This is a genomic window from Mesorhizobium sp. CA10, from assembly GCF_020165285.1.
Classification (GTDB): Bacteria; Pseudomonadota; Alphaproteobacteria; order Rhizobiales; family Rhizobiaceae; genus Mesorhizobium.
Genome location: NZ_JAIUHV010000001.1, coordinates 38,534 through 58,084, shown reverse-complemented (window position 1 = coordinate 58,084; position 19,551 = coordinate 38,534). Strand labels below are relative to the sequence as shown.

18 protein-coding genes are annotated in these 19,551 nt (G+C 63.6%); 15 read left to right on the top strand and 3 right to left on the bottom strand.

Translation table 11 applies throughout. The features are described 5' to 3' along the window. Positions 1-670: 670 nt before the first annotated feature. From LB535_RS00235 to LB535_RS00225, 3 genes are all read right to left on the bottom strand, one after another. Positions 671-952 (bottom strand): hypothetical protein, encoded by a 282-nt coding sequence (locus LB535_RS00235; protein WP_140839079.1) that lies wholly within the window; start codon positions 950-952, stop codon positions 671-673. Between the two features lie 89 nt (positions 953-1,041). After that, positions 1,042-2,055, bottom strand: a complete 1,014-nt coding sequence (locus tag LB535_RS00230) for an ATP-dependent DNA ligase (protein ID WP_224630771.1) — start codon at positions 2,053-2,055, stop codon at positions 1,042-1,044. A gap of 9 nt (positions 2,056-2,064) precedes the next feature. Continuing rightward, positions 2,065-2,508: a PPC domain-containing DNA-binding protein gene (locus LB535_RS00225; protein ID WP_224548663.1), complete on the bottom strand. Its 444-nt coding sequence runs from the start codon at positions 2,506-2,508 to the stop codon at positions 2,065-2,067. 187 nt (positions 2,509-2,695) lie between these two features. On the opposite strand from LB535_RS00225, the gene LB535_RS00220 reads away from it, so the two are divergent. The 15 genes from LB535_RS00220 to LB535_RS00150 all read left to right on the top strand — a co-directional run bounded on the left by LB535_RS00220 (position 2,696) and on the right by LB535_RS00150 (position 18,862). Beyond that, positions 2,696-3,313 carry a (2Fe-2S)-binding protein gene (locus LB535_RS00220; protein ID WP_224630770.1) on the top strand — a complete coding sequence of 206 codons (618 nt, stop codon included), beginning with the start codon at positions 2,696-2,698 and terminating at the stop codon, positions 3,311-3,313. 1 nt (position 3,314) lies between these two features. Then, positions 3,315-4,337, top strand: coding sequence for an FAD binding domain-containing protein (locus tag LB535_RS00215; protein ID WP_224630769.1), 1,023 nt, complete (start codon positions 3,315-3,317; stop codon positions 4,335-4,337). 2 nt (positions 4,338-4,339) lie between these two features. After that, positions 4,340-6,619, top strand: a complete 2,280-nt coding sequence (locus tag LB535_RS00210; protein ID WP_224630768.1) for a xanthine dehydrogenase family protein molybdopterin-binding subunit — start codon at positions 4,340-4,342, stop codon at positions 6,617-6,619. 464 nt (positions 6,620-7,083) lie between these two features. Beyond that, positions 7,084-7,740: a cytochrome c3 family protein gene (locus LB535_RS00205; protein WP_224630767.1), complete on the top strand. Its 657-nt coding sequence runs from the start codon at positions 7,084-7,086 to the stop codon at positions 7,738-7,740. After that, on the top strand, positions 7,724-10,696 hold the full coding sequence (locus LB535_RS00200) for a TAT-variant-translocated molybdopterin oxidoreductase (protein WP_224630766.1): 2,973 nt from the start codon (positions 7,724-7,726) through the stop codon (positions 10,694-10,696). The genes LB535_RS00205 and LB535_RS00200 overlap by 17 nt, the downstream gene beginning before the upstream one ends. Continuing rightward, positions 10,689-12,047 (top strand): NrfD/PsrC family molybdoenzyme membrane anchor subunit, encoded by a 1,359-nt coding sequence (gene nrfD, locus LB535_RS00195; protein ID WP_224630765.1) that lies wholly within the window; start codon positions 10,689-10,691, stop codon positions 12,045-12,047. Before LB535_RS00200 ends, nrfD begins: the two co-directional genes overlap by 8 nt. Continuing rightward, on the top strand, positions 12,044-12,571 hold the full coding sequence (locus tag LB535_RS00190) for a DUF3341 domain-containing protein (RefSeq protein WP_224630764.1): 528 nt from the start codon (positions 12,044-12,046) through the stop codon (positions 12,569-12,571). Before nrfD ends, LB535_RS00190 begins: the two co-directional genes overlap by 4 nt. Continuing rightward, positions 12,568-13,104, top strand: a complete 537-nt coding sequence (locus tag LB535_RS00185; protein WP_224630763.1) for a c-type cytochrome — start codon at positions 12,568-12,570, stop codon at positions 13,102-13,104. The genes LB535_RS00190 and LB535_RS00185 overlap by 4 nt, the downstream gene beginning before the upstream one ends. Beyond that, positions 13,101-14,207, top strand: a complete 1,107-nt coding sequence (locus tag LB535_RS00180; protein WP_224630762.1) for a hypothetical protein — start codon at positions 13,101-13,103, stop codon at positions 14,205-14,207. The genes LB535_RS00185 and LB535_RS00180 overlap by 4 nt, the downstream gene beginning before the upstream one ends. Beyond that, complete coding sequence (locus LB535_RS00175) at positions 14,200-14,646, top strand: hypothetical protein (RefSeq protein ID WP_224630761.1); 447 nt, start codon at positions 14,200-14,202, stop codon at positions 14,644-14,646. The genes LB535_RS00180 and LB535_RS00175 overlap by 8 nt, the downstream gene beginning before the upstream one ends. Next, positions 14,643-15,395: an SCO family protein gene (locus LB535_RS00170; RefSeq protein ID WP_224630760.1), complete on the top strand. Its 753-nt coding sequence runs from the start codon at positions 14,643-14,645 to the stop codon at positions 15,393-15,395. Before LB535_RS00175 ends, LB535_RS00170 begins: the two co-directional genes overlap by 4 nt. Further along, on the top strand, positions 15,392-16,345 hold the full coding sequence (coxB, locus tag LB535_RS00165) for a cytochrome c oxidase subunit II (protein ID WP_224630759.1): 954 nt from the start codon (positions 15,392-15,394) through the stop codon (positions 16,343-16,345). Before LB535_RS00170 ends, coxB begins: the two co-directional genes overlap by 4 nt. Next, the gene (gene ctaD, locus LB535_RS00160; protein WP_224630758.1) at positions 16,342-17,985 is read left to right on the top strand and encodes a cytochrome c oxidase subunit I; all 1,644 of its coding nucleotides are present in this window, start codon (positions 16,342-16,344) and stop codon (positions 17,983-17,985) included. The genes coxB and ctaD overlap by 4 nt, the downstream gene beginning before the upstream one ends. After that, positions 17,982-18,617, top strand: coding sequence for a cytochrome c oxidase subunit 3 (locus LB535_RS00155; RefSeq protein WP_224630757.1), 636 nt, complete (start codon positions 17,982-17,984; stop codon positions 18,615-18,617). Before ctaD ends, LB535_RS00155 begins: the two co-directional genes overlap by 4 nt. Beyond that, positions 18,614-18,862, top strand: coding sequence for a cytochrome C oxidase subunit IV family protein (locus LB535_RS00150; protein WP_140543006.1), 249 nt, complete (start codon positions 18,614-18,616; stop codon positions 18,860-18,862). Before LB535_RS00155 ends, LB535_RS00150 begins: the two co-directional genes overlap by 4 nt. Positions 18,863-19,551 lie beyond the last annotated feature (689 nt).

Sequence of the window (19,551 nt, the reverse complement as noted above, 5' to 3'; positions counted from 1 at the left end):
ATGCATAGTCTCTGCCCCTCTCGAAGGACTGTGATCGTAATGTGAAGGAGAGCTGATGGCGCATTCGTCTGAAACGGCAAGAGCGTGGCCCGCGCCTTTTGTTGGATTGCGGTTGGTTTCACTTACGCTTGCGGTCGAGACGCTTGAGTGATTCGCGCAGTTTGTCAGGAAGCCAGCGGTTTACGTGAAACAAAGGCAAGCTCCGTAGATACCGGCGCATGGTTTCATTCGAGAATTGCCGCCTAAGAAGAGCGGCTGTGGATTTGTTGTCGCGTTTCTCGGCCATGGTTGCAGGTCAAACATGAGGCGGCTTGCTTGATCAAAAACTTGTCCCACACTCCGTTGTTCCCCCCAGTTACAAACAGTGAAGGGTCCACTGCCGATTTGCGCCCCCGATTTTTGACGGCCATGGTTAGTGATCCCACGTAACCTGATCAATGGCCGGCCTTCTGATGTGGCGCCGCGACCGCCTTGCTCTGCGGCGATGCCTTCTCCCGCAGCCCGCGGAGCGTTGCAGGCCATAGAAGGCGGGAAAATCCCATCGCTGCTCTTACCGATGTGGCGATGCCGAAATGTCGTGACGCGAACTGGCCGACAAAAGTGAAGCTGGTCCACAGTCCTCAAAGGTGCTCTGCACCACCGGCCATCAACAACGGCACGCTAGCTTTCGCTATGCTTCGTCAAAACGACTGCCTTCCTTGGAAGGATCCCGCGACAGCACACGTTCTTCCTCGTCGTCGGGCAAGGCTTCGTCGCTCTCCTGATAGGGGTTGTCGTCATCCTCTTCGGGGAGGACGCCTTGTGCTTCGGCATCGTCCTCCGGATCGCCGTTTACGGCGACGCTGCCAGGCGGCACCCGACCGTTATCAAGAGCGTCCCAGTCCTGTTGTTCGATGCCGGGAGCTTCGGTTTCTTCCCGCCCTGCGGCTCGCTGCTTGTCGCGCGGATCCATTTTCCTGTCTCCAAGATAGGTGCGTCCGTGACGCGGGCTGTTCTAACCACAAACCGTTTGATGGGGTCGATTGTTCCGGAGGGGCGCTGCTACGAGATCTGCTCGAACGTGCATTGGCGCGGCGCTTTTTCGGGCCGCCAGCGAATGAATCGAGTGCCATGCCGGAAGCGCTCGCCGGTGACGTGGTCGAAGCGGACTTCCACGACCAGTTCCGGCCGCAACGGCTCCCATTCGCCGCTGCGCTCGGTGCTCCAGCGGCTCGGCCCGCCCGGCGCCTTGCCGGTGAAGCCGGGCCCGCCACGCAGCGCCTCCAACTTCTTCGTGAGCGTGGCTCGTTCCTCGTTGGCGATTGTCGAGGTGAAGCCGACATGGTCAAGCAAGCCCCGTTCATTGTAGAGGCCAAGCAATAGCGATCCGACCTGCGACTTGCCGTTCAGATAACGGAAGCCGCCGACCACGCAGTCGGCAGTGCGCAGCCGCTTGACCTTGATCATCGCGCGCTCGCCCGGCTGATAGGGATCGCTCAGCCGCTTGGCGACGACGCCGTCGGTAGAGCCATGCCCGGCGTCCTCCAGCCATCGCCTGGCGGTCGCGAAACTGGTGGTGCAGGGCGAGAGCTGAAGAGCGCCCGTGTTTGCTTGCGCGACGAAGTCTTCAATTGCCGTGCGTCTTTGCGTCAATGCGACTTCGAGCAGCGATTTGCCGCCCGGCGCGACCAATATATCGAACAGGATCAGCCGCGCCGGCGTTTCCGCGCTCAGCTTGCGGATGCGGCTCTCGGCCGGATGAAGCCGCATCTGCAGCGCGTCGAAGGATGCGGCGCCGCCGATCTCGATGACGATTTCGCCGTCGACCACGAAATCCTTGGCTTCGAGGTTTTGCATCATTGCTGTGAGTTCGGGAAAGTAACGCCCAAGCGGCTTGCCCGACTTCGCCCTGAGATCGACCGTTTTACCATTCTTGAAAGCGAGGCAGCGAAACCCATCCCATTTCGGTTCGAACTGCCAGACGCCTTTGTCCTGCGGCAGTTTTTCGTCGATCCGAGCCTCCATCGGGGATGTATCGAGGGGGAGAGGAAACGCGTCGGTCGCGGCCGCTGCCATCGTCGGCCCTCAGGCGTCGAGATCGATCAAGGCGATGCCAAGGCCGGGGCGTTTGGTGCGCCGCAGGTGAACGGGCGATTCCGTCACCGTGACTTCGAGCGTAGGCTTGACGATGCCTTCAACAAGGTGGCCGCCGCGCGTCGATCCGTCGCTTAGACCCAGGACAGCATGGATGTGCAGGCTCGGTCTGCCGCCGTCGTCGACCGCGATGTCGCCAACAGCGCTCAGAACCTCGCATTGCTCGCCGACCGGGATCTTGCGGTAAGATTTCGAGCCGAAGTCGAACCAGCCAACGGTCGCCTTCTCGAATGCGCCGATCGCGGTCAGCGAGGCGCCGGCGATTCCCTGCTCGCCGGCGAAGTCGGACAGGGCAGCAAATGCTTCCTCGCCTGGGTCCAGCACAACCACGAATGTCCTTTGTCCAGAAGTCTGTGCGACCAGTTTCGATTTCATATCGGCCCGCCATCAGCGTTGGTATTGGCCGTAGAACTCGAACCCGGCATGCATGTTCCCGCATGATGAGCATCTTCGAAGGGCAGGATCACACTTCTGTGAGGCCTAGGATCCCGCGCCGGCCAGGTCGGAACAATGGCCTGCATGAATGGTTAGCCCCCGATGAGCAGCCAGCCAGGAGCGAGCCATGTCCCAGCCTTCCGTCCCATCCACGCTTGGCCTCAGCCGGCGCAATTTCATGACAGGCACAGTCTCGGCCGCCGCGGCACCATTGCTCGTTTCATCGGCGAAAGCCGAAGTGCCTGCCGCCGCTGGCGCGGAGCTTCGCGAGCCAGTGGTGACGTCGATGCGGATCAACAAGCAGGCCTATGACCTGTCGCTCGATACGAGAACCAGCCTGCTTGACGCCTTGCGGGATCATATCGGACTAACCGGCACCAAGAAGGGTTGCGACCATGGACAGTGCGGGGCGTGCACGGTTCTTGTCGACGGCAAACGCGTGCTCTCCTGTCTCAGTTTCGCGGTGATGAATGCCGGCAAGGATGTGACGACCGTCGAGGGGCTGGCATCCAGCGACGGTAAGCTGCATCCGATGCAGCAGGCCTTCATCGACCACGATGCCTTCCAGTGCGGCTACTGCACGCCAGGCCAAATCCTCTCGGCCATTGGTTGCATCAATGAAGGGCACGCAAAATCCGAAGACGACATCCGCGACTATATGAGCGGTAATATCTGCCGTTGCGCCGCCTATCCAAACATTGTTGCTGCCATCCTGCAGGCACGCGATCAGATGAAGGGAGCCTGATATGCGTCCCTTCGTCTACGAACAGCCGACCGACATTTCCGCGGCCGTCGCGATCGCCTCCCGCTTCACGACCGAGGACGACCAGCCGACGCGAGCGAATGCGCAGTTCATCGCCGGGGGCACCAACCTTGCCGATTATATGAAGCTCGGCGTTGCCGAGCCGAACCGGCTGGTCGACCTCAACCGGCTCAAGGATCCAGGCCTCAGGCAAATCCGGGTGACCGACGAGGGCATCCGCTTCGGGGCTCTGGTGCGGATGGGCGAGGCGGCAGATCACGCTGAGCTCAAGCGCGGCTATCCCGTTATTGCCGACAGCTTGCGGCTGGCCGCAAGCGGCCAGATCCGCAACATGGCAAGTCTCGCCGGCAATGTCCTGCAGCGCACGCGCTGCGAATATTTTCGCGAGACATCCTGGCACTGCAACAAGCGCGTGCCAGGGTCGGGCTGCGCTGCGATGGAGGGTTTCAACCGGCAGCATGCGGTGCTGGGCGGCAGCGATGCCTGCATCGCGACTTATCACGGCGACTTTGCCCAGGCGCTAATCGCGCTCGATGCCGTCGTGCGTGCCGAAGGCTCGCGTGGGGCGCGAAAGATACCGCTCGCCAAGCTGCATCGTCAGCCACGCGATACACCTGAGATCGAGACCGATCTCGCTGCTGACGAGATCATCACCGCCATAGAAGTGCCGGCTGTGCCATGGGCGCGGCGCTCGCTTTATCTGAAGATCCGAGACCGCGAATCCTACGCGTTCGCGCTGGCCTCGGCCGCCGTTGCGCTCGACCTGGACGGCGACAACGTACGCGAGGCGCGCATTGCCTTGGGCGGCGTGGCGACTGTGCCGTGGCGCGCCAAAGCCGCGGAGGAAGCCCTGCAAGGAAAGACGCTCGACGAGGTTTCGGCGGGGGCGGCGGCGGATGCCGCCTTCGCAGGGGCCGAGCCTCGCCAGCACAACGCGTTCAAGATCGAGCTCGGCAAGCGAACGCTGGTGCGCGCGCTGCTCGAAACCCGCGACCTGAAGGTGTGACCATGGACACTGCCGCTCCGAGACCGAAAGAGAACCAGGGCCAACCGCTGCCGCGCGTCGATGCACGGCTTAAGGTCACCGGGCAGGCGCATTATCCCGCCGACCTGCCGACCGCCAACATCGCCTACGGTGCGCTGGCCACCAGCAGTATTGCCAGGGGCAAGGTGGCCAAGCTTCATCTCGACGATGCCCGTGCCGTGCCCGGGTTGCTCGACATCGTCACGTATGGCGACATGGACACTGTCGAGAAGCCGAAATTCGGCAATTCCGGCGCCACCTCGATCGGGCCGCTGCATGACCGGACGATCTTCCATGACGGCCAGATCATCGCGCTCGCGGTTGCCGAGACATTCGAAGCCGCCGAAGAGGCGGCGCAGTTGATCCGCGCCGAATATGATGCGGAGACGCCCACGGCGAGCTTCGACAGTCCGGGCACGGCGACCATTCCTGCCGCCGGCAAGAGTCCTCTGTTCAAGGAAGACGTGAAGGCCGGCGACTTCGATGCCGCCTATCGAGAGGCCGCGGTGAAGATCGACGCGCGCTATTCGACGCCCACGCAGCACCACAATCCGATCGAACTGTTCTCGACCACCGCCTTCTGGCAGGGCGACCAGCTGATCGTCCACGAGCCCTCGCAAAACGTGACCGGCTGGAAGGTCGAGCTTGCCAGGCAGTTGAAGATCGATCCCGCAAAGGTGCGCATCGTCAGCCCCTTCATCGGCGGCGCCTTCGGTTCCAAGGGGCCGATGACACCGCGCACGGCCATCGTCGCGGTTGCCGCCAGGCGGCTCGGCCGACCGGTGCGTTGCGTGACCAGCCGGATGCAGGCCTTCGGCACCCAGACCTATAGGGCCGAGACAAGGCACCGCATCCGGATCGGCGCCGGCAAGGACGGTCGCATCACTGCCTTCGCGCATGAAGGCTGGGAGGTCACCTCGCGGCCGGACTCCTATGTCGTGGGCGGCACGTCGGCAACCGGCCGCATGTATGCTTACGGTTCTGTGCTGACACATGTCTCGCTGGTGCAGGCGGACCGCAACACCCCGGGCTACATGCGCTCGCCGCCCGAGACGCCTTATGTCTATGCGCTGGAAAACGCCATGGACGAAATGGCGGTAGCGCTCGGCATGGATCCGGTGGAATTCCGCCGGATCAACGAACCGAAGACAGAGCCGATCGGCAAAAAGCCGTTCTCCAGCCGCTCGCTGATCCAGTGCTATGACCAGGCGGCCGAGGCTTTTGGCTGGGCGAAGCGGGACCCGAAAGTGGGAGCGATGCGCGACGGCGACTGGCTGGTCGGCATGGGCTGCGCGACGGCGATTTATCCAACCGCAGTCGCGCCATGCGCGGCGCGGGTGCGCCTGACCGTCGATGGCGATGTGCGGCTGCAATGCGGCTCGCACGAGATCGGAACCGGCGTGCGCACCGTGGCAGGTCAGATGGCGTCGGATCGTCTCGGCGTCAGCATCGATCGGATCAGCGTCGAAATGGGCGACAGCAGCCTGCCTCCCGCTCCTGTCTCGGGGGGCTCGATCTCCACCGCGAGCGTCTGCTCGGCAGTGCTGAAGGCCTGCGATGCCATCCGCGCCAAGCTCTATGCCGGCGCGACCGCCGAGGGCGGGCCGCTGGCGGGCTCTCACAACGAGGAACTCGACCTCGCCGACGGAAAGATCGTGGCCAAGGGCGGCGCTTCGGCAAAGGTCGAAGATGTCCTGAAGACCATGCAGGTTGGCGCAATCGAGGAATATGCCGAGTTCGCGCCCAAGGGTGCGACGCCCGAAGCGCTGAAGAAGCTCTATGCCGGCATGCCGGAATTCCACGGTGGCGAGCAGGATGAGGATTCGGTGAAATACGCCTTTGGCGCCGAGTTCGTCGAAGTCCGCATCAACCGCTACACGAGGGAGATCCGCGTGCCGCGCATCGTCGGCGCGTTCGCGGCCGGCCGCATCATGAACACGCGCACCGCGCGCAGCCAACTGATGGGCGGCATGATCTGGGGCATCGGCCAGGCGCTGCATGAAGCGACGGAAGTCGACAGCCGCTATGCCCGCTACGTCAACCGCGACCTGCAGGACTATCTCGTGCCGGTGAATGCCGACATCAAGGACCTGCAGGTGATCCTGGTCCCGGAGGTCGACCACGCGGTCAACCCGGCCGGCGTGAAGGGCTTGGGCGAACTGGGCAATGTCGGCACGGCCGCGGCTGTTGCCAGCGCGGTCTACCATGCCACCGGCAAACGCATCCGCGATTTGCCGATCAGGATCGAGCAGTTGCTCGCTTGAGCATGCCTGCGATGCAGGCGCATTTTCTCTAATAGGGCGAAACCCATGTTTCACCTTGGGGTGTGGATGCTGCCCATCGCGGGTATCCCTCTGATCCTCATTCTGGTCTGGATGTATTTCCTCGCCAGGCGCCGAAGCCGGCGGCCGGCGGAGCGGAAGGGCGGTCCGTCACAGCCGACGGGGCGGCGTCGCAACGACCTGAAGCGCTGAAGTCTTTAGCCCGGGTGGCCGATCTCTGTCACCCGGTCGGCAAAGCGTGGGCGATACTTCGTGCCGACCTTGGTTTCCGTGAAGTGGTGGCCGCCGAACGCATGGGAGCGGCGGTGGTTGGGGATTAAATCCGCGACCTGTTCCCGGTTGCAGTCACCATTCTGTGATTCCGACGCGGGCGCGGAACCTTGGCGGCGAAAGCACCGTTAGGGGGCGTCAACTCTGGGTTTGCCTTCAGCAGAATCGGCGAGGGGATGCCGCAAATCTTCTCGAAAAACGCCAATGGCGTTGCGCGCTCTGTCATCTGGGGAAGTTTTGCCGTTTTGCTGATCGCCGCGGCGGTCGGGACAATCCTTCCCCGTTCGGACCTGGTAACGGGAGTAGGTGAGCCATTGGCGCAGCCGGTGCCGTTCAGCCACAAGCACCATGTCGGCCAGCTCGGCATCGACTGCCGCTATTGCCACAATGGCGTCGAGACCTCGTCTTCGGCGGGTTTGCCGGCGACCGAGGTCTGCATGACCTGCCATTCGCAGCTTTTCACCAATGCCGGCATGCTGGCGCCGGTGCGTGCAAGCCTGGCCGGCGGCAAGCCGATCGAATGGCAGCGCGTCAACGGCGTCCCGGATTTTGTCTTCTTCAATCATGCGATCCACATCAACAAAGGCGTCGCCTGCGAGACCTGCCATGGCGAGGTCGACCAGATGCCGCTGACGATGCGGGCGCGCACACTGAGCATGGAGTGGTGCCTCGGCTGTCATCGCAACCCGGAGCCGAATTTACGTCCCCTGCAGGACGTGTTCCTGATGCACTGGCAGCCGCCCGCGGACATCGCTGAGATCAGGCGGCAGCTGATCGGCGTGCTCGACATCCATCCCGAGACGATGACGGATTGCTATGTCTGCCATCGCTGATAGGCCTGGTTCCGCCATCGACATCGAGGCTCTGCGCAAGCGGCTGGCGCATGGCGGTGAAATGTGGCGCAGCCTCGACGAGATCGCCGGCGCTGCCGATTTCCGCCGCTTCGTCGATGCCGAGTTCCCGGCAATCGCGGAACGCCTGCCGGCAAAGCCGAACCGGCGCACGCTGCTGAAGCTGATGGGCGCCTCGCTGTCGCTTGCCGGGCTGGCCGCCTGCAGCAGGGCGGAAAACATCGTGCCCTATGTGCGCCAGCCGGAAATCCTGGTCCCCGGCAAGCCTGTCTACTATGCGACGACGCTGTCGAGTGACGGCTTCGGTATCGGCGCCATCGTCGAAAGCCATGAAGGGCGGCCGACCAAGATCGAAGGCAATCCCGACCATCCGGCCTCGCGCGGCGCCACCGACGCGGTGATGCAGGCAGCCGTGCTGACGCTGTTCGACCCGGACCGTTCACGCACGCCGCTCAAGAATGGCCAGCCGGCATCGTACGGCGATTTCCTGAAGACAATGGCGGGGCTCGTTTCGCGATGGACGGCATCGCAGGGGCAGGACGGGGCGTTGCTGGTTGAAGCGACCACCTCGCCGACGCTCGCGGCGCAGCTGGGTGCGCTGCGGACACGTTATCCGAGGCTGAAACTCTATCGCCATGATCCGTTGGCGATGCCGGCCGCGATGGAGGCGTCGCGTGCCCTGTTCGGGTCGGCGCTGACGCCGATCTATCGCTTTGATCGGGCCGATGCGATCGTCAGCCTCGACGCCGATTTCCTCGGCGAAGGACCGGGACGGCTCGCTTATGCGCGCGACTTTGCCGCGCGGCGACGTGTACGCGATCCGTCCGACCGGATGAGCCGGCTTTATGCAGTGGAGTCGACGCCGACAATCACCGGAGCCGCCGCCGATCACCGGCTTGCGATCAAGCCAAGCGACATCGAAGCCGTGGCTGCCGGATTGAACGCGGCGTTGACCGGCAAAACCGGAGCTTCCGGCTCGCCGATCGACCAGGCCTTGATGACGGTGCTGGTCGACGACCTGAAAGCGGCAGGCCGCAATGCGCTGGTCATTGCCGGAGCGCAGCAGAGCGCCTTCGTTCATGCGGTCGCACTTGCCGCCAATGCGAAGCTTGGCGCGCTTGGCAACACGGTCGAGCTGATCGAAGCGCCGGATGCGCTGCAGGTCGATGGCGACCTGGAGGCGATGTGCCAAGCGATTGGCCGCGAGGCGATCGATACGGTCGTGGCACTGGGCGCAAACCCGCTGCACACCGCGCCGGCAGGCCTCGATGTGCGCAAGGCATTCTCCAGCTTGAAGCTGCTAGTCCATCACGGCCTCGATCGCGACGAGACCGCTTTCCTGGCGCACTGGCATGTGCCGGCGGCGCACGAGCTCGAAAGCTGGAGCGACATCCGCGCCTATGACGGCAGCACCTCGCTGGTGCAGCCGCTGATCAAGCCGCTCTATGACGGCAGGACCGTACACGAGCTGCTTGCCGTGCTTGGCGGCCAGTTCGAGACCGATCCGCTGTCGCTGGTCCGGCAACATTGGCCGGCACTCGATGACGATGCCTGGAAGAAGGCGTTGCGCGACGGCACTGTGCCGAACGGCGCTGCCAGGCCCGTACCCGTCACCGTGCCGCCGGATCTGGGCGGACTGAGGCCAGCGGCGAAAGCGGGTGACGGCATAGAGATACGGTTCGTCGCCGATCCGTGGCTGCGCGACGGCCGCTTTGCCAATGCGTCGTGGCTGCAGGAATTGCCGCGGCCGCTGACCAAGATCGTCTGGGGCAATGCGGCACTCATCTCGCCTGCCACCGCGGAGCGGCTGAAGATCGCAAATGGCAAGGTCATCAACGTCACATCCGACGGGGCGGACATCGATGCGCCGGCCTGGATCGTGCCCGGCCACCCGGGCGAGACGATAACGCTGTCCTTCGGCTTCGGACGGAAAGTCGGTTCCGTTGCTGCGCTATCGCAAGGCTACGACGCGTTCGACTTGCGCCGTGGTTCGGAATGGTTCGCGACCGGCGCTGCCATTGCGCCGCGCGGGAACAGCATGCGGGTCATCACCACGCAGCATCACCAAGCGATGGAAGGCCGCGCCATCGTGCGCCACGCGTCTCTCGATGCATTCCGACAGAACCCGGATTTCGTGCGCAAGAATGCGCCGCCGGCGCCGACGGAATCGCTCTATCCCGACTGGCCGTACGACGAGGAAGCCTGGGCGATGGCGATCGACCTCTCGGCCTGCACCGGCTGCATGGCCTGCGTCTCGGCCTGCCAGGCGGAGAACAACATCGCGCCGGTCGGCCCGGAGGAATGCGAGCGCGGCCACGAGATGCACTGGCTGCGGGTCGACCGCTACTATGCCGGACCGGTCGATGCGCCCGACACTTTCTTCCAGCCGGTGCCTTGCATGCATTGCGAGAAGGCGCCTTGCGAGGTGGTGTGCCCAGTCAATGCCACCGTGCACACGCATGATGGGCTGAATGCGCAGGTCTATAACCGCTGCATCGGAACGCGCTACTGCTCGCAGAATTGCCCCTACAAGGTGCGGCGCTTCAACTTCCTCGATCATCAATCCTTCGACAAGGACGTGGCAGGTCCGGAGCAGGGCGTCCATAACCCCAATGTCAGCGTGCGCTCGCGCGGGGTGATGGAGAAATGCACCTATTGCGTCCAGCGCATCAGCGCCAAGCGCATCCAGGCGCAGATCGAGAACCGCGACATCGCCGATGGCGAAGTGGTCACCGCCTGCCAACAGGCCTGCCCGACCCAGGCCATCACCTTCGGCGACCGCAACAAGAAAGATGCAAAGGTCGTTCGCGAAAAAAGCGCGCCGCAGAATTACGCGCTGCTGGAGGAGCTGAACACACGGCCGCGCACCACCTATCTCGGCAAGATTTCCAATCCGAACGGCAAGCTTGCCAAACCGGGCGAGGCGACCGATGGCTGAAGCGAGCGCGAACAGCCCTGCCGTCCTGCGTGGCCGTCACGATTTTCCCGAGATCAGCGGCCGCATCGGCTCGATTGTGCTCAACGGCCGCCTGCCGCGCCATTTCTGGACAGCGTTCCTGCTCTGCTTCCTGCTTGTCCTGCTGCTGTTCTATTCGATCACTTATCTCATCGCGGTCGGCGTCGGCGGCCTCGGTATCAACATGCCGGTGGTCTGGGGCACGATGATCTCCAATTTCGTCTGGTGGATCGGCATCGGCCATGCCGGCACGCTGATCTCGGCGGTGCTGTTGCTGCTGCGCCAACCCTGGCGCGCTTCGATCAACCGCTTCGCCGAGGCCATGACGCTGTTTGCCGTCGCCATGGCCGGCCTATTTCCGATCCTGCATCTTGGGCGACCGTGGTTCTTCTACTGGCTGCTGCCGCTGCCCAATGTGCATATGCACTGGCCGCAGTGGCGAAGTCCGCTGGTCTGGGACTTCGCGGCGATCGCCACCTACGCGACCGTTTCGCTGCTGTTCTGGTATATGGGGCTGCTGCCCGACCTGGCGGTGCTGCGCGACCGCGCCAGGTCGAGACCGGCGCAGCTCTTCTACGGCATATTGGCGCTCGGCTGGCGCGGCTCGGCCTATCATTGGGCGCGCTACCAGGTTGTCTATTTCCTGCTCGCGGCTTTGGCCACGCCGTTGGTCGTTTCAGTGCATTCGATCGTTTCGCTCGATTTCACCTTCGCGATCACGCCCGGCTATCACTCGACGATCTTCCCGCCGTATTTCGTCGCCGGCGCGCTGCTCTCCGGCTTCGCCATGGTGCTCACCATTGCAATCCCATTGCGGTGGGCCTTCTCGGTCAAGGACCTGATCACGCTCAGGCACATGGACAATGCCGCCAAGCTGATGATCGCCGCCGGCATGGTCGTCGCCTATGGTTATGTCTCGGAAGCATTCTTCGCCTGGTATTCGGGCGAGCCTTACGAACGCACCATGATGGCGCAGCGCGCGCTGGGTCCCTATGCGCCGCTGTTCTGGATAATGCTGAGCCTGAACTGCGGCGTGCTGCAATTGCTGTGGTTCAGACGCATCCGCCGCAACATGCCGCTGCTGTTCGCGATCGCCGTCGCCATCAATGTCGGCATGTGGATCGAGCGCTACATCATCGTCGTGACGGGGCCGAGCCGCGACTACCTGCCGTCTGCCTGGGGCGAGCAGTCGCTGGCCTGGCTCGATTTCGGCATCCTGTTCGGTTCGATCGGCACCTTCTTCGCGCTCGTCTTCCTGTTCATCCGCATCCTGCCGGCGATCACCATCTTCGAGGTCGAGGAACTGGCCGAAGAGGAGGGCAAGATCCGATGAGCCTCTACGGCCTCATGGCGGTGTTTGCCGGTCCCGAAGCGCTCATCGCGGCGGCGCGCGGCATGCGCGAGCGCGGCTATCGGCGCATGGATGCGTTCTCGCCCTTTCCGATCAAGGACTTGGACGGGATACTGGAGATCCCGAAGACGCGCCTGCCTTGGGCCGTGCTCGCCGGCGGCATTGCCGGCGCGGCTCTCGTCTATGCACTGATCTGGTACTCGGTCGAGATCGATTACCCCGTCAATGTCGGCGGGCGGCCGCTGCATTCCTGGCCGCCTTTCGTCATCATCGCCTTTGAGGCCGGCATTCTCGGCGCCGCCTTCGCGGGCTTCCTGGGCGTGCTCGCGGCCAATGGGCTGCCCCGCTATCACCATCCGGTCTTCAACGCCGAGAGCTTCAGCTACGCGCGCGGCGGCAAGTTCTATCTGCTGATCGAAGCGGCCGATCCCAAATACCGCAAGGGTGTGACCAGGGGCCAACTGACGCGGCTCGGCGCCGAGACTGTCGAGGAGGTCGAGGCGTGAGCCGCCTCGGCCTCACGCTCATGCTCGGTGCCCTGGCCGTCGCCGGCTGCCGGCAGGATATGGAGGACCAGCCGCGCTACGATCCGCTGGAGGCAAGCAACCAGTTCGCCGACGGCATGGCGGCGCGGACGCCGGTTACAGGAACGGTGGCGCGCGACGCCGATCTGACGCCGGTTCGGGATAAAATCCCTTATCCGATCACGATCGAGCTGCTGCAGCGCGGGCAGCAGCGTTTCGACATCTTCTGCTCGCCCTGTCACGGCCGCACCGGCGATGGTCACGGCATGATCGTCCAGCGCGGCTTTCCGGCGCCGCCGAGCTACCATCAGGAAGCGCTGCGCAAGGCCTCGGACCGGCACTTCTACGATGTCGTCACCAACGGCTATGGCGCCATGTATTCCTACGCGGCGCGAGTGCCGCCGCAGGACCGCTGGGCGATCGTTGCCTATATCCGCGCGCTGCAATATTCGCGGGCCGCTCCAGTCGCCGAACTTCCGCAAAGCTTGCGCGCGCGGCTCGAGGCGTCGCCATGAGCCGCGTCGAGCAAGGCTTTCTGGCGGCGGGCGCCGTAGGACTTGTTCTCTGCGGTCTAGGCGCATCGCTCGATGCCAAAGCGATGCTGGGCGCCTGGCTCGCGCCAGCCATCTTCGCGCTCAGCCTGCCGCTCGGCGCGCTGACCATACTGATGGTGCACGGGCTGACCGGTGGACGCTGGGGCGATGCGGTCCGCCAGCCTTTGCGGATCATGATCGCGATGCTGCCATTTGCGCTCATCTTGCTCCTGCTGGTGCTGATGAGGCTCGACCTGATCTTCCCATGGGCCGGCGCCGATAGCGCGATGCGTTCTGAGCAGGTTCGAGAGAAGCTTGCTTATCTCAATGTGCCGTTCTTCCTGCTGCGCTTCGCCTTCTGCGCCGCGGTCTGGCTCGTTCTGGCCTGGACGATGCTAACTACAGAGGACCCCGCAAAGCCTGGCAGCGGAAAGAAATTCGCCCTTGGCCTCGTTCTCCACGCGGTTGCCGTCAGTGTCTTTGCCATCGACTGGATGCTTTCGATCGAGCCGGAATTCACCTCGACCATCTATGCGCTTTGTGAAGCTGCCGCCGAGGTTGTCGGAGCTGTCGCCCTGGCGATCCTGGTGCTGGCGGCAAGGCGGGCGGTGGAGGTCATGCCCGGAGGCGAGGAGGATGTCGCGCTCAGCGAGGATCTTGCCAACATGCTGCTCGGCTTCGTGCTGACCTGGATCTACCTCATGTTCATGCAGTGGGTCGTCGTCTGGGGCGGCGACTTGCCCGACGAGATCCGCTGGTACGGCATGCGCTCCACGGGCGGCTGGCTGTATCTTCTTTGGCTGCTGATTGCCTTGCATGTCTCGGCTTTCGCGGGTCTGCTCAGCCGGAACCTGAAACGCAGCCATCGCGGCCTTGTCTGGCTCGCCGCTGTCGCTCTGGCTGGCCATTTCATCGACGTCTTCTGGCGAATCCGGCCACCGCTCTTTGCCGGCGGAGTCCCGGCATTGTGGCATGATGCGGCCGCCTGGATGGGAATGGGCGGGCTGTGGCTCGCGCTGTTCCTTTTCCTGCTCCGCCGGCCAGACAGGATCGTCTGGTGGAAACGGGAGGTCGCCCATGGCTAAGGCGCACCGTCATCCCGAGACGCGCGATGTCCAGCCGCGTGTGCTGCTCGCCTTCGGCGGCGGGCTGCTGCTGTTCATCGCTTTAGCCGCGATCGGCGTGAAGCTCGTCTTCAACACCGCGCCGACCTGGCTGCCGCTTCCGACGGACACCGGTCCGGAAGGCCCCGGCTTGCAGATCGCGCCATGGCAGGATTTGGCCGCTTGCCGCGCCGAAGAGGATCGCCAGCTCAAGACGCTTGGCTGGGTCGATCGCAAGGCCGGCATCGCGCGCATCCCGATCGATGACGCCATGTGGGCGGTGGTCAGCCACGGCCTGCCTGATTGGTCTCAGCCGGGGGGTGCATCCGCGAGACCTGTCGATTGCGCCCTGCTCACGGCGGCGGTTCCCCGTGCGCCGCAGGCCCAGAATTGCCAACAGCAGCGTGGGGCAGGGCGATGAGAAGCTTGTTGGCCGCGCTTTGTCTGTTCGTTGCCGGCACGGCCCTTGCCGCCGAACGACCGAGCTTCGATCCGAAGCTCGGTGCGCAGCTCAGTCTTGAGCGAGAATTGGTCGATACAAGCGGCCGGAAGCTGACGCTTGGCGAGACGCTTGGCGGACGTCCGGCGCTTATCATCTTCGGCTACGATAAATGCCGGAACCTTTGTGGCGTCACCCAGCAGGCCGTCGCGTCCGACCTGAAGAAGACATCCCTTCGCCCTGCAGATTACCGCGCGTTGTTCATCTCGATCGACCCCGATGACACCTCCGCCGATGCCGCAGCGGCGCGGGATGACATCGCTTCCGCCGCAGGCCCGGCGGGATTGTCCGCCTGGCGTTTTCTGACCAGCAGCGAGAGCGCCGGCGCGGCGCTCGCCAACGAAGCCGGCATCACTTTCGACCGACGTAAGGGTATCGATCAGTTCGTGCATCCGATCGCAGTCATTGCGCTGACGCCTTCCGGCCGAATTTCGCAGGTATTGCCGGCCTTGACCTTCACGCCGCGCGATCTCCAGCTCGCGCTGGTCGAAGCATCAGCCAACAAGCTCGGGTCGATTGCCGATCATGTCTTCCTGTTCTGCGCGGGGTTCGACAGTTCGAAAGGCCAGTATACTCCCGTAGTCTGGGCGGCGCTGAAAGTGGCCAGCCTGGCAACGGTGCTCGGCCTGGGAGCAACGGTGCTCTGGCAAATGCGGGGGAGGGCAAGGTGAGCTTCGGCGTTCCCTTCTTCCCACAGGAAGCCTCGTCGGAAGCCGGCCATGTCGATGCGCTGTTTTACACGCTGCTCGTTTTCTCAGCCGTGCTCGGGCTGGCGCTCACCGGGCTGGTCGTCGGCTACGCGGTGAAATACCGCGTCGGGTCGCCGGCGGATCGCACGGGACAGCGTTCCCGCACCATGTGGCTGGAGATGAGTTGGACCGTCGCCAGCTTGATCATTGCCTTCATCTTCTTCGGCTGGGGCGCAGTGCTTTTCGTTCGCCGCGATCATCCGCCGGCGGACGCGCTCGAGATCACGGGGCTGGGCAAACAATGGATGTGGGAGTTCAGGCAACCCGGCGGCCAGCGCGAGATCAACGAGCTGCACGTCCCGGTCGGCAAACCGGTCGTCGTGTCGCTCGCCTCGCAGGACGTCATCCACTCCTTCTACGTGCCGGCGTTTCGCATCAAGCAGGACGCGGTGCCTGGACGCACGACGCATATCTGGTTCATTGCCACCGAGCCCGGCCGCTACCACCTGTTCTGCGCCCAATATTGCGGCACCCAGCATTCCGAAATGGGCGGCTGGGTGACCGTGATGGCGCCCGAGCAATATGCCGCGTGGCTGAACAGCCAGGGCGAAGGCGAGACGCTTGCCGCAAGCGGCGAGAAACTGTTTCGCGCGCTGGGCTGCTCCGGCTGCCATGGCGCGAGCAGCAAGGTGAGGGCGCCCTCGCTTGACGGCATCTTCGGCCGGCCGGTGGCGCTCGACAATCAGCAGACGGTGATCGCCGACGAGCGCTATTTGCGCGACTCCATCTTCAACCCGAAGAAGGAGATCGCTGCCGGTTACGAGCCGGTCATGCCGAGCTTCGACGGCCTGATCGACGAAGGCGAGCTGCAGATGCTGCTTGCCTATCTGAAATCGCTTTCGCCTCGACCAACGGCTGGAGCCAGGCCATGACCAATGCGGCGATGCAGGGTACATATCTCGGCCAAGGCAGCGGCCTGCGGGCATGGCTTCTCACCACCGATCATAAGCGCGTCGCGTGGCTTTATCTCGTCTCGCTGACGGCCTTCTTCTTTCTCGGCGGCGCCATGGCGGTGCTGATGCGGATCGAGCTGGCGACGCCGGCAGGCGACCTCGTCTCCGATGATGTCTACAACCGGCTGTTCTCGCTGCACGGCATCATCATGGTCTGGTTCTTCCTGGTGCCGTCGATCCCGGCGACCATGGGCAATTTCCTTTTGCCGCTGATGATCGGCGCGCGCGATCTCGCTTTCCCGCGGCTCAACCTCGCCAGTTGGTACGTCTTCATTTTCGGCAGCCTGTTCGCGCTGTTTGCGGTGGTGGCCGGCGGCGTCGATACCGGCTGGACCTTCTACACGCCGCTGTCGACGCTTTATGCCAACGGCTTCGTCTCGACCGCCGCGTTCGGCGTCTTCATCGTCGGCTTCTCGACGATCATGACCGGCATCAACTTCATCGTCACCGTGCACACGCTACGCGCGCCGGGGCTCACCTGGTTCCGACTGCCGATTTTCGTCTGGACGCTCTACGCCACCAGCCTGGTGATGGTGCTGGCCACTCCGGTGCTCGCTGCATCGCTGATCCTGATCGTGCTGGAGCGCGTGTTCGGCATCGGCATCTTCAATCCCGATCTCGGCGGCGATCCGCTGCTCTTCCAGCATCTCTTCTGGTTCTATTCGCACCCTGCGGTCTACATCATGATCCTGCCCGGCATGGGTGTGGTGTCGGAGGTGCTGCCCTGTTTCAGCCGCCGGCCGCTGTTCGGCTACAAGGCGGTGGCGATGTCGTCGATGGCGATCGCCGTCTTCGGCTTCCTGGTCTGGGGCCACCACATGTTCGTCAGCGGACAGTCGGCCTATGCCGGCGTGGTGTTCTCGTTCCTGTCCTTCTGCGTCGCGATCCCGTCGGCGATCAAGGTCTTCAACTGGAGCCTGACGCTGCGCAAGGGCGAGATCAGCTTCGAGACGCCGATGCTCTACGCCCTGTTCTTCGTGGCGCTATTCACCTTCGGCGGGCTGGCGGGGCTGTTCCTTGCGGCGTTGGCGGTCGACGTGCATGTCCACGACACCTACTTCGTCATCGCGCATTTCCACTACATCATGGTTGGCGGCATGGTGACGGCCTACATGGCGGGCCTGCATTTCTGGTGGCCGAAATTGACCGGCCGCACGTATTCGGAAACCGCGGGTCGTATAGCGGCGACCGTCACTTTCGTCGGCTTCAATCTGACCTTCTTCCCGCAATATGTGCTGGGCTTCGACGGCATGCCCCGGCGCTATCATACCTATCCGCCTGAGTTCCAGTTCTGGAACGTCCTGTCCTCGGGCGGCGCGGTGGTGCTGGCGGTCGGCTATCTGATGCCGTTGTTCTATCTCGGCTGGTCGCTGTTTCGCGGCGCTCGCGCGCCCGACAATCCGTGGAACGCCACGGGGCTCGAATGGCAGACGAGCTCGCCGCCGCCACCATATAATTTCGAGACCATGCCGGTCGTGACGCGACCGGCCTATGCCTACGACATGAAGGGGCTCGAGCACGAGCGCTTCAGCCCGCATCGGGAGGAAGCGGCGCGATGAGCGGCACCGAAAGCGTCGCGTTCGACACGCCCCAGCGCGAACGGCGCGCCGACAATTTCGCGATGTGGGTGTTCATCGGCTCCGAGGCGATGCTGTTCGGCGCGATTTTCCTGGTCTTCCTCATCGGCCACATCGATTTCGGCCCGGCCTTCGCGGCGGCTTCCAAGCATCTTTCGCTGCCGCTCGGCACCTTCAACACGGCCGTGCTGATCACCAGCAGCTTCACCATGGCATTGGCGCACAGGTTTACGCTGCAGAGACGTTGGCGCGCTACCGTTTGGGCGTTGGCCGCGACCTCGGCGTTGGGTGTCTGCTTCCTGATCGTGAAGGGGATCGAATACGGCAAGGAGATCAGCGAAGGACTGGCGCCGGTCCTGGACCTGCCGTTCCGCTATGCAGGACCGGATCCCATGCACGCCCAGCTTTTTTTCGGCCTCTATTTCACGATGACCTCGCTGCATGCGCTGCACCTGATCGGCGGCATCGTCGTCATCGCCGGCATGATCGCATTCTGGCGGCCCTCCAGCCCTGCCAACCGCCTGCGCCGGGTGGCTGCCGTCGGCCTCTATTGGCATTTCGTCGACATCATCTGGGTGTTCATGTTCCCCGTCCTTTACCTGATCAACCGATGAGCGAATTGCGCAAACTCACCTTCGGCTATCTCGGGCTGCTCGCGCTGCTGGCGCTGACGGTGGCTTCCTCCTTCCTCGATCTAGGCGGCTTCAATGTCGCCCTCAACCTGGCGATCGCGGCCGCCAAGGCGGTCCTGATCGCCCTGCTGTTCATGCATCTGACAGGCACCTTGCCGCGGCTCGCCGTCGCGGCAACCGGGCTTTGGCTCGCCATTCTTTTCGGGCTGACGCTGATCGGGCGATAGGAGAGCGGCATCGATCGCCAGCGGGCACGCCGATTGGGACTGAGGTCCTGTCATCAAGCCGCAACAGGCCCAGCATCAACATGTGATCTTGCTCATAGTCTTCGGGCAGCATGATTGCGAATGAGGAACACGTCATTGGAGGTGAGCGATGCCCCTGTCCGCGGCGCTGAATGATGCCGACTTGGAATTCAAGTGCTTGGAATGTAACCATGCCTTCAAAAGGAAAGGGTCGTGGTTCAAGGTGATCTCAACCTTCAAATGCGAGGGCTGCGGAGCTGCGAACCGCATCGGGTATGCCGACAAATTGGCGTTGTTCGAAAAGCACTCAGCGGCGTTTGGCTGATCGCAAGCCGGACCGCGAAAGCGGCTCGACAACTCGCCCGCTGGAGTGTCGTTGATTGAACCGCCAGGCCTCGTCGACCTCTGAGAAATCGTCCGGTATTACGTATCGCTGTTCAATAAGCGAGCGGCCCGGCACGAGAACGGGGGAGCCCACGGGCCGGGCCTGACCGGCGGGGGCACGGACTCGATACAGGGCGCCGGCTGACGCTGTTATAACAAATCTCGATGGAGCCTCCGCCGTGCGAATGAAGGACCGCTCTCAATGACACCGCCCCTGAATCACGGCCAAGCAAAGTGCCATACGGATTGTCGCGACTTCATAGAGCGGCCCGGCCGCGCTGAGCATC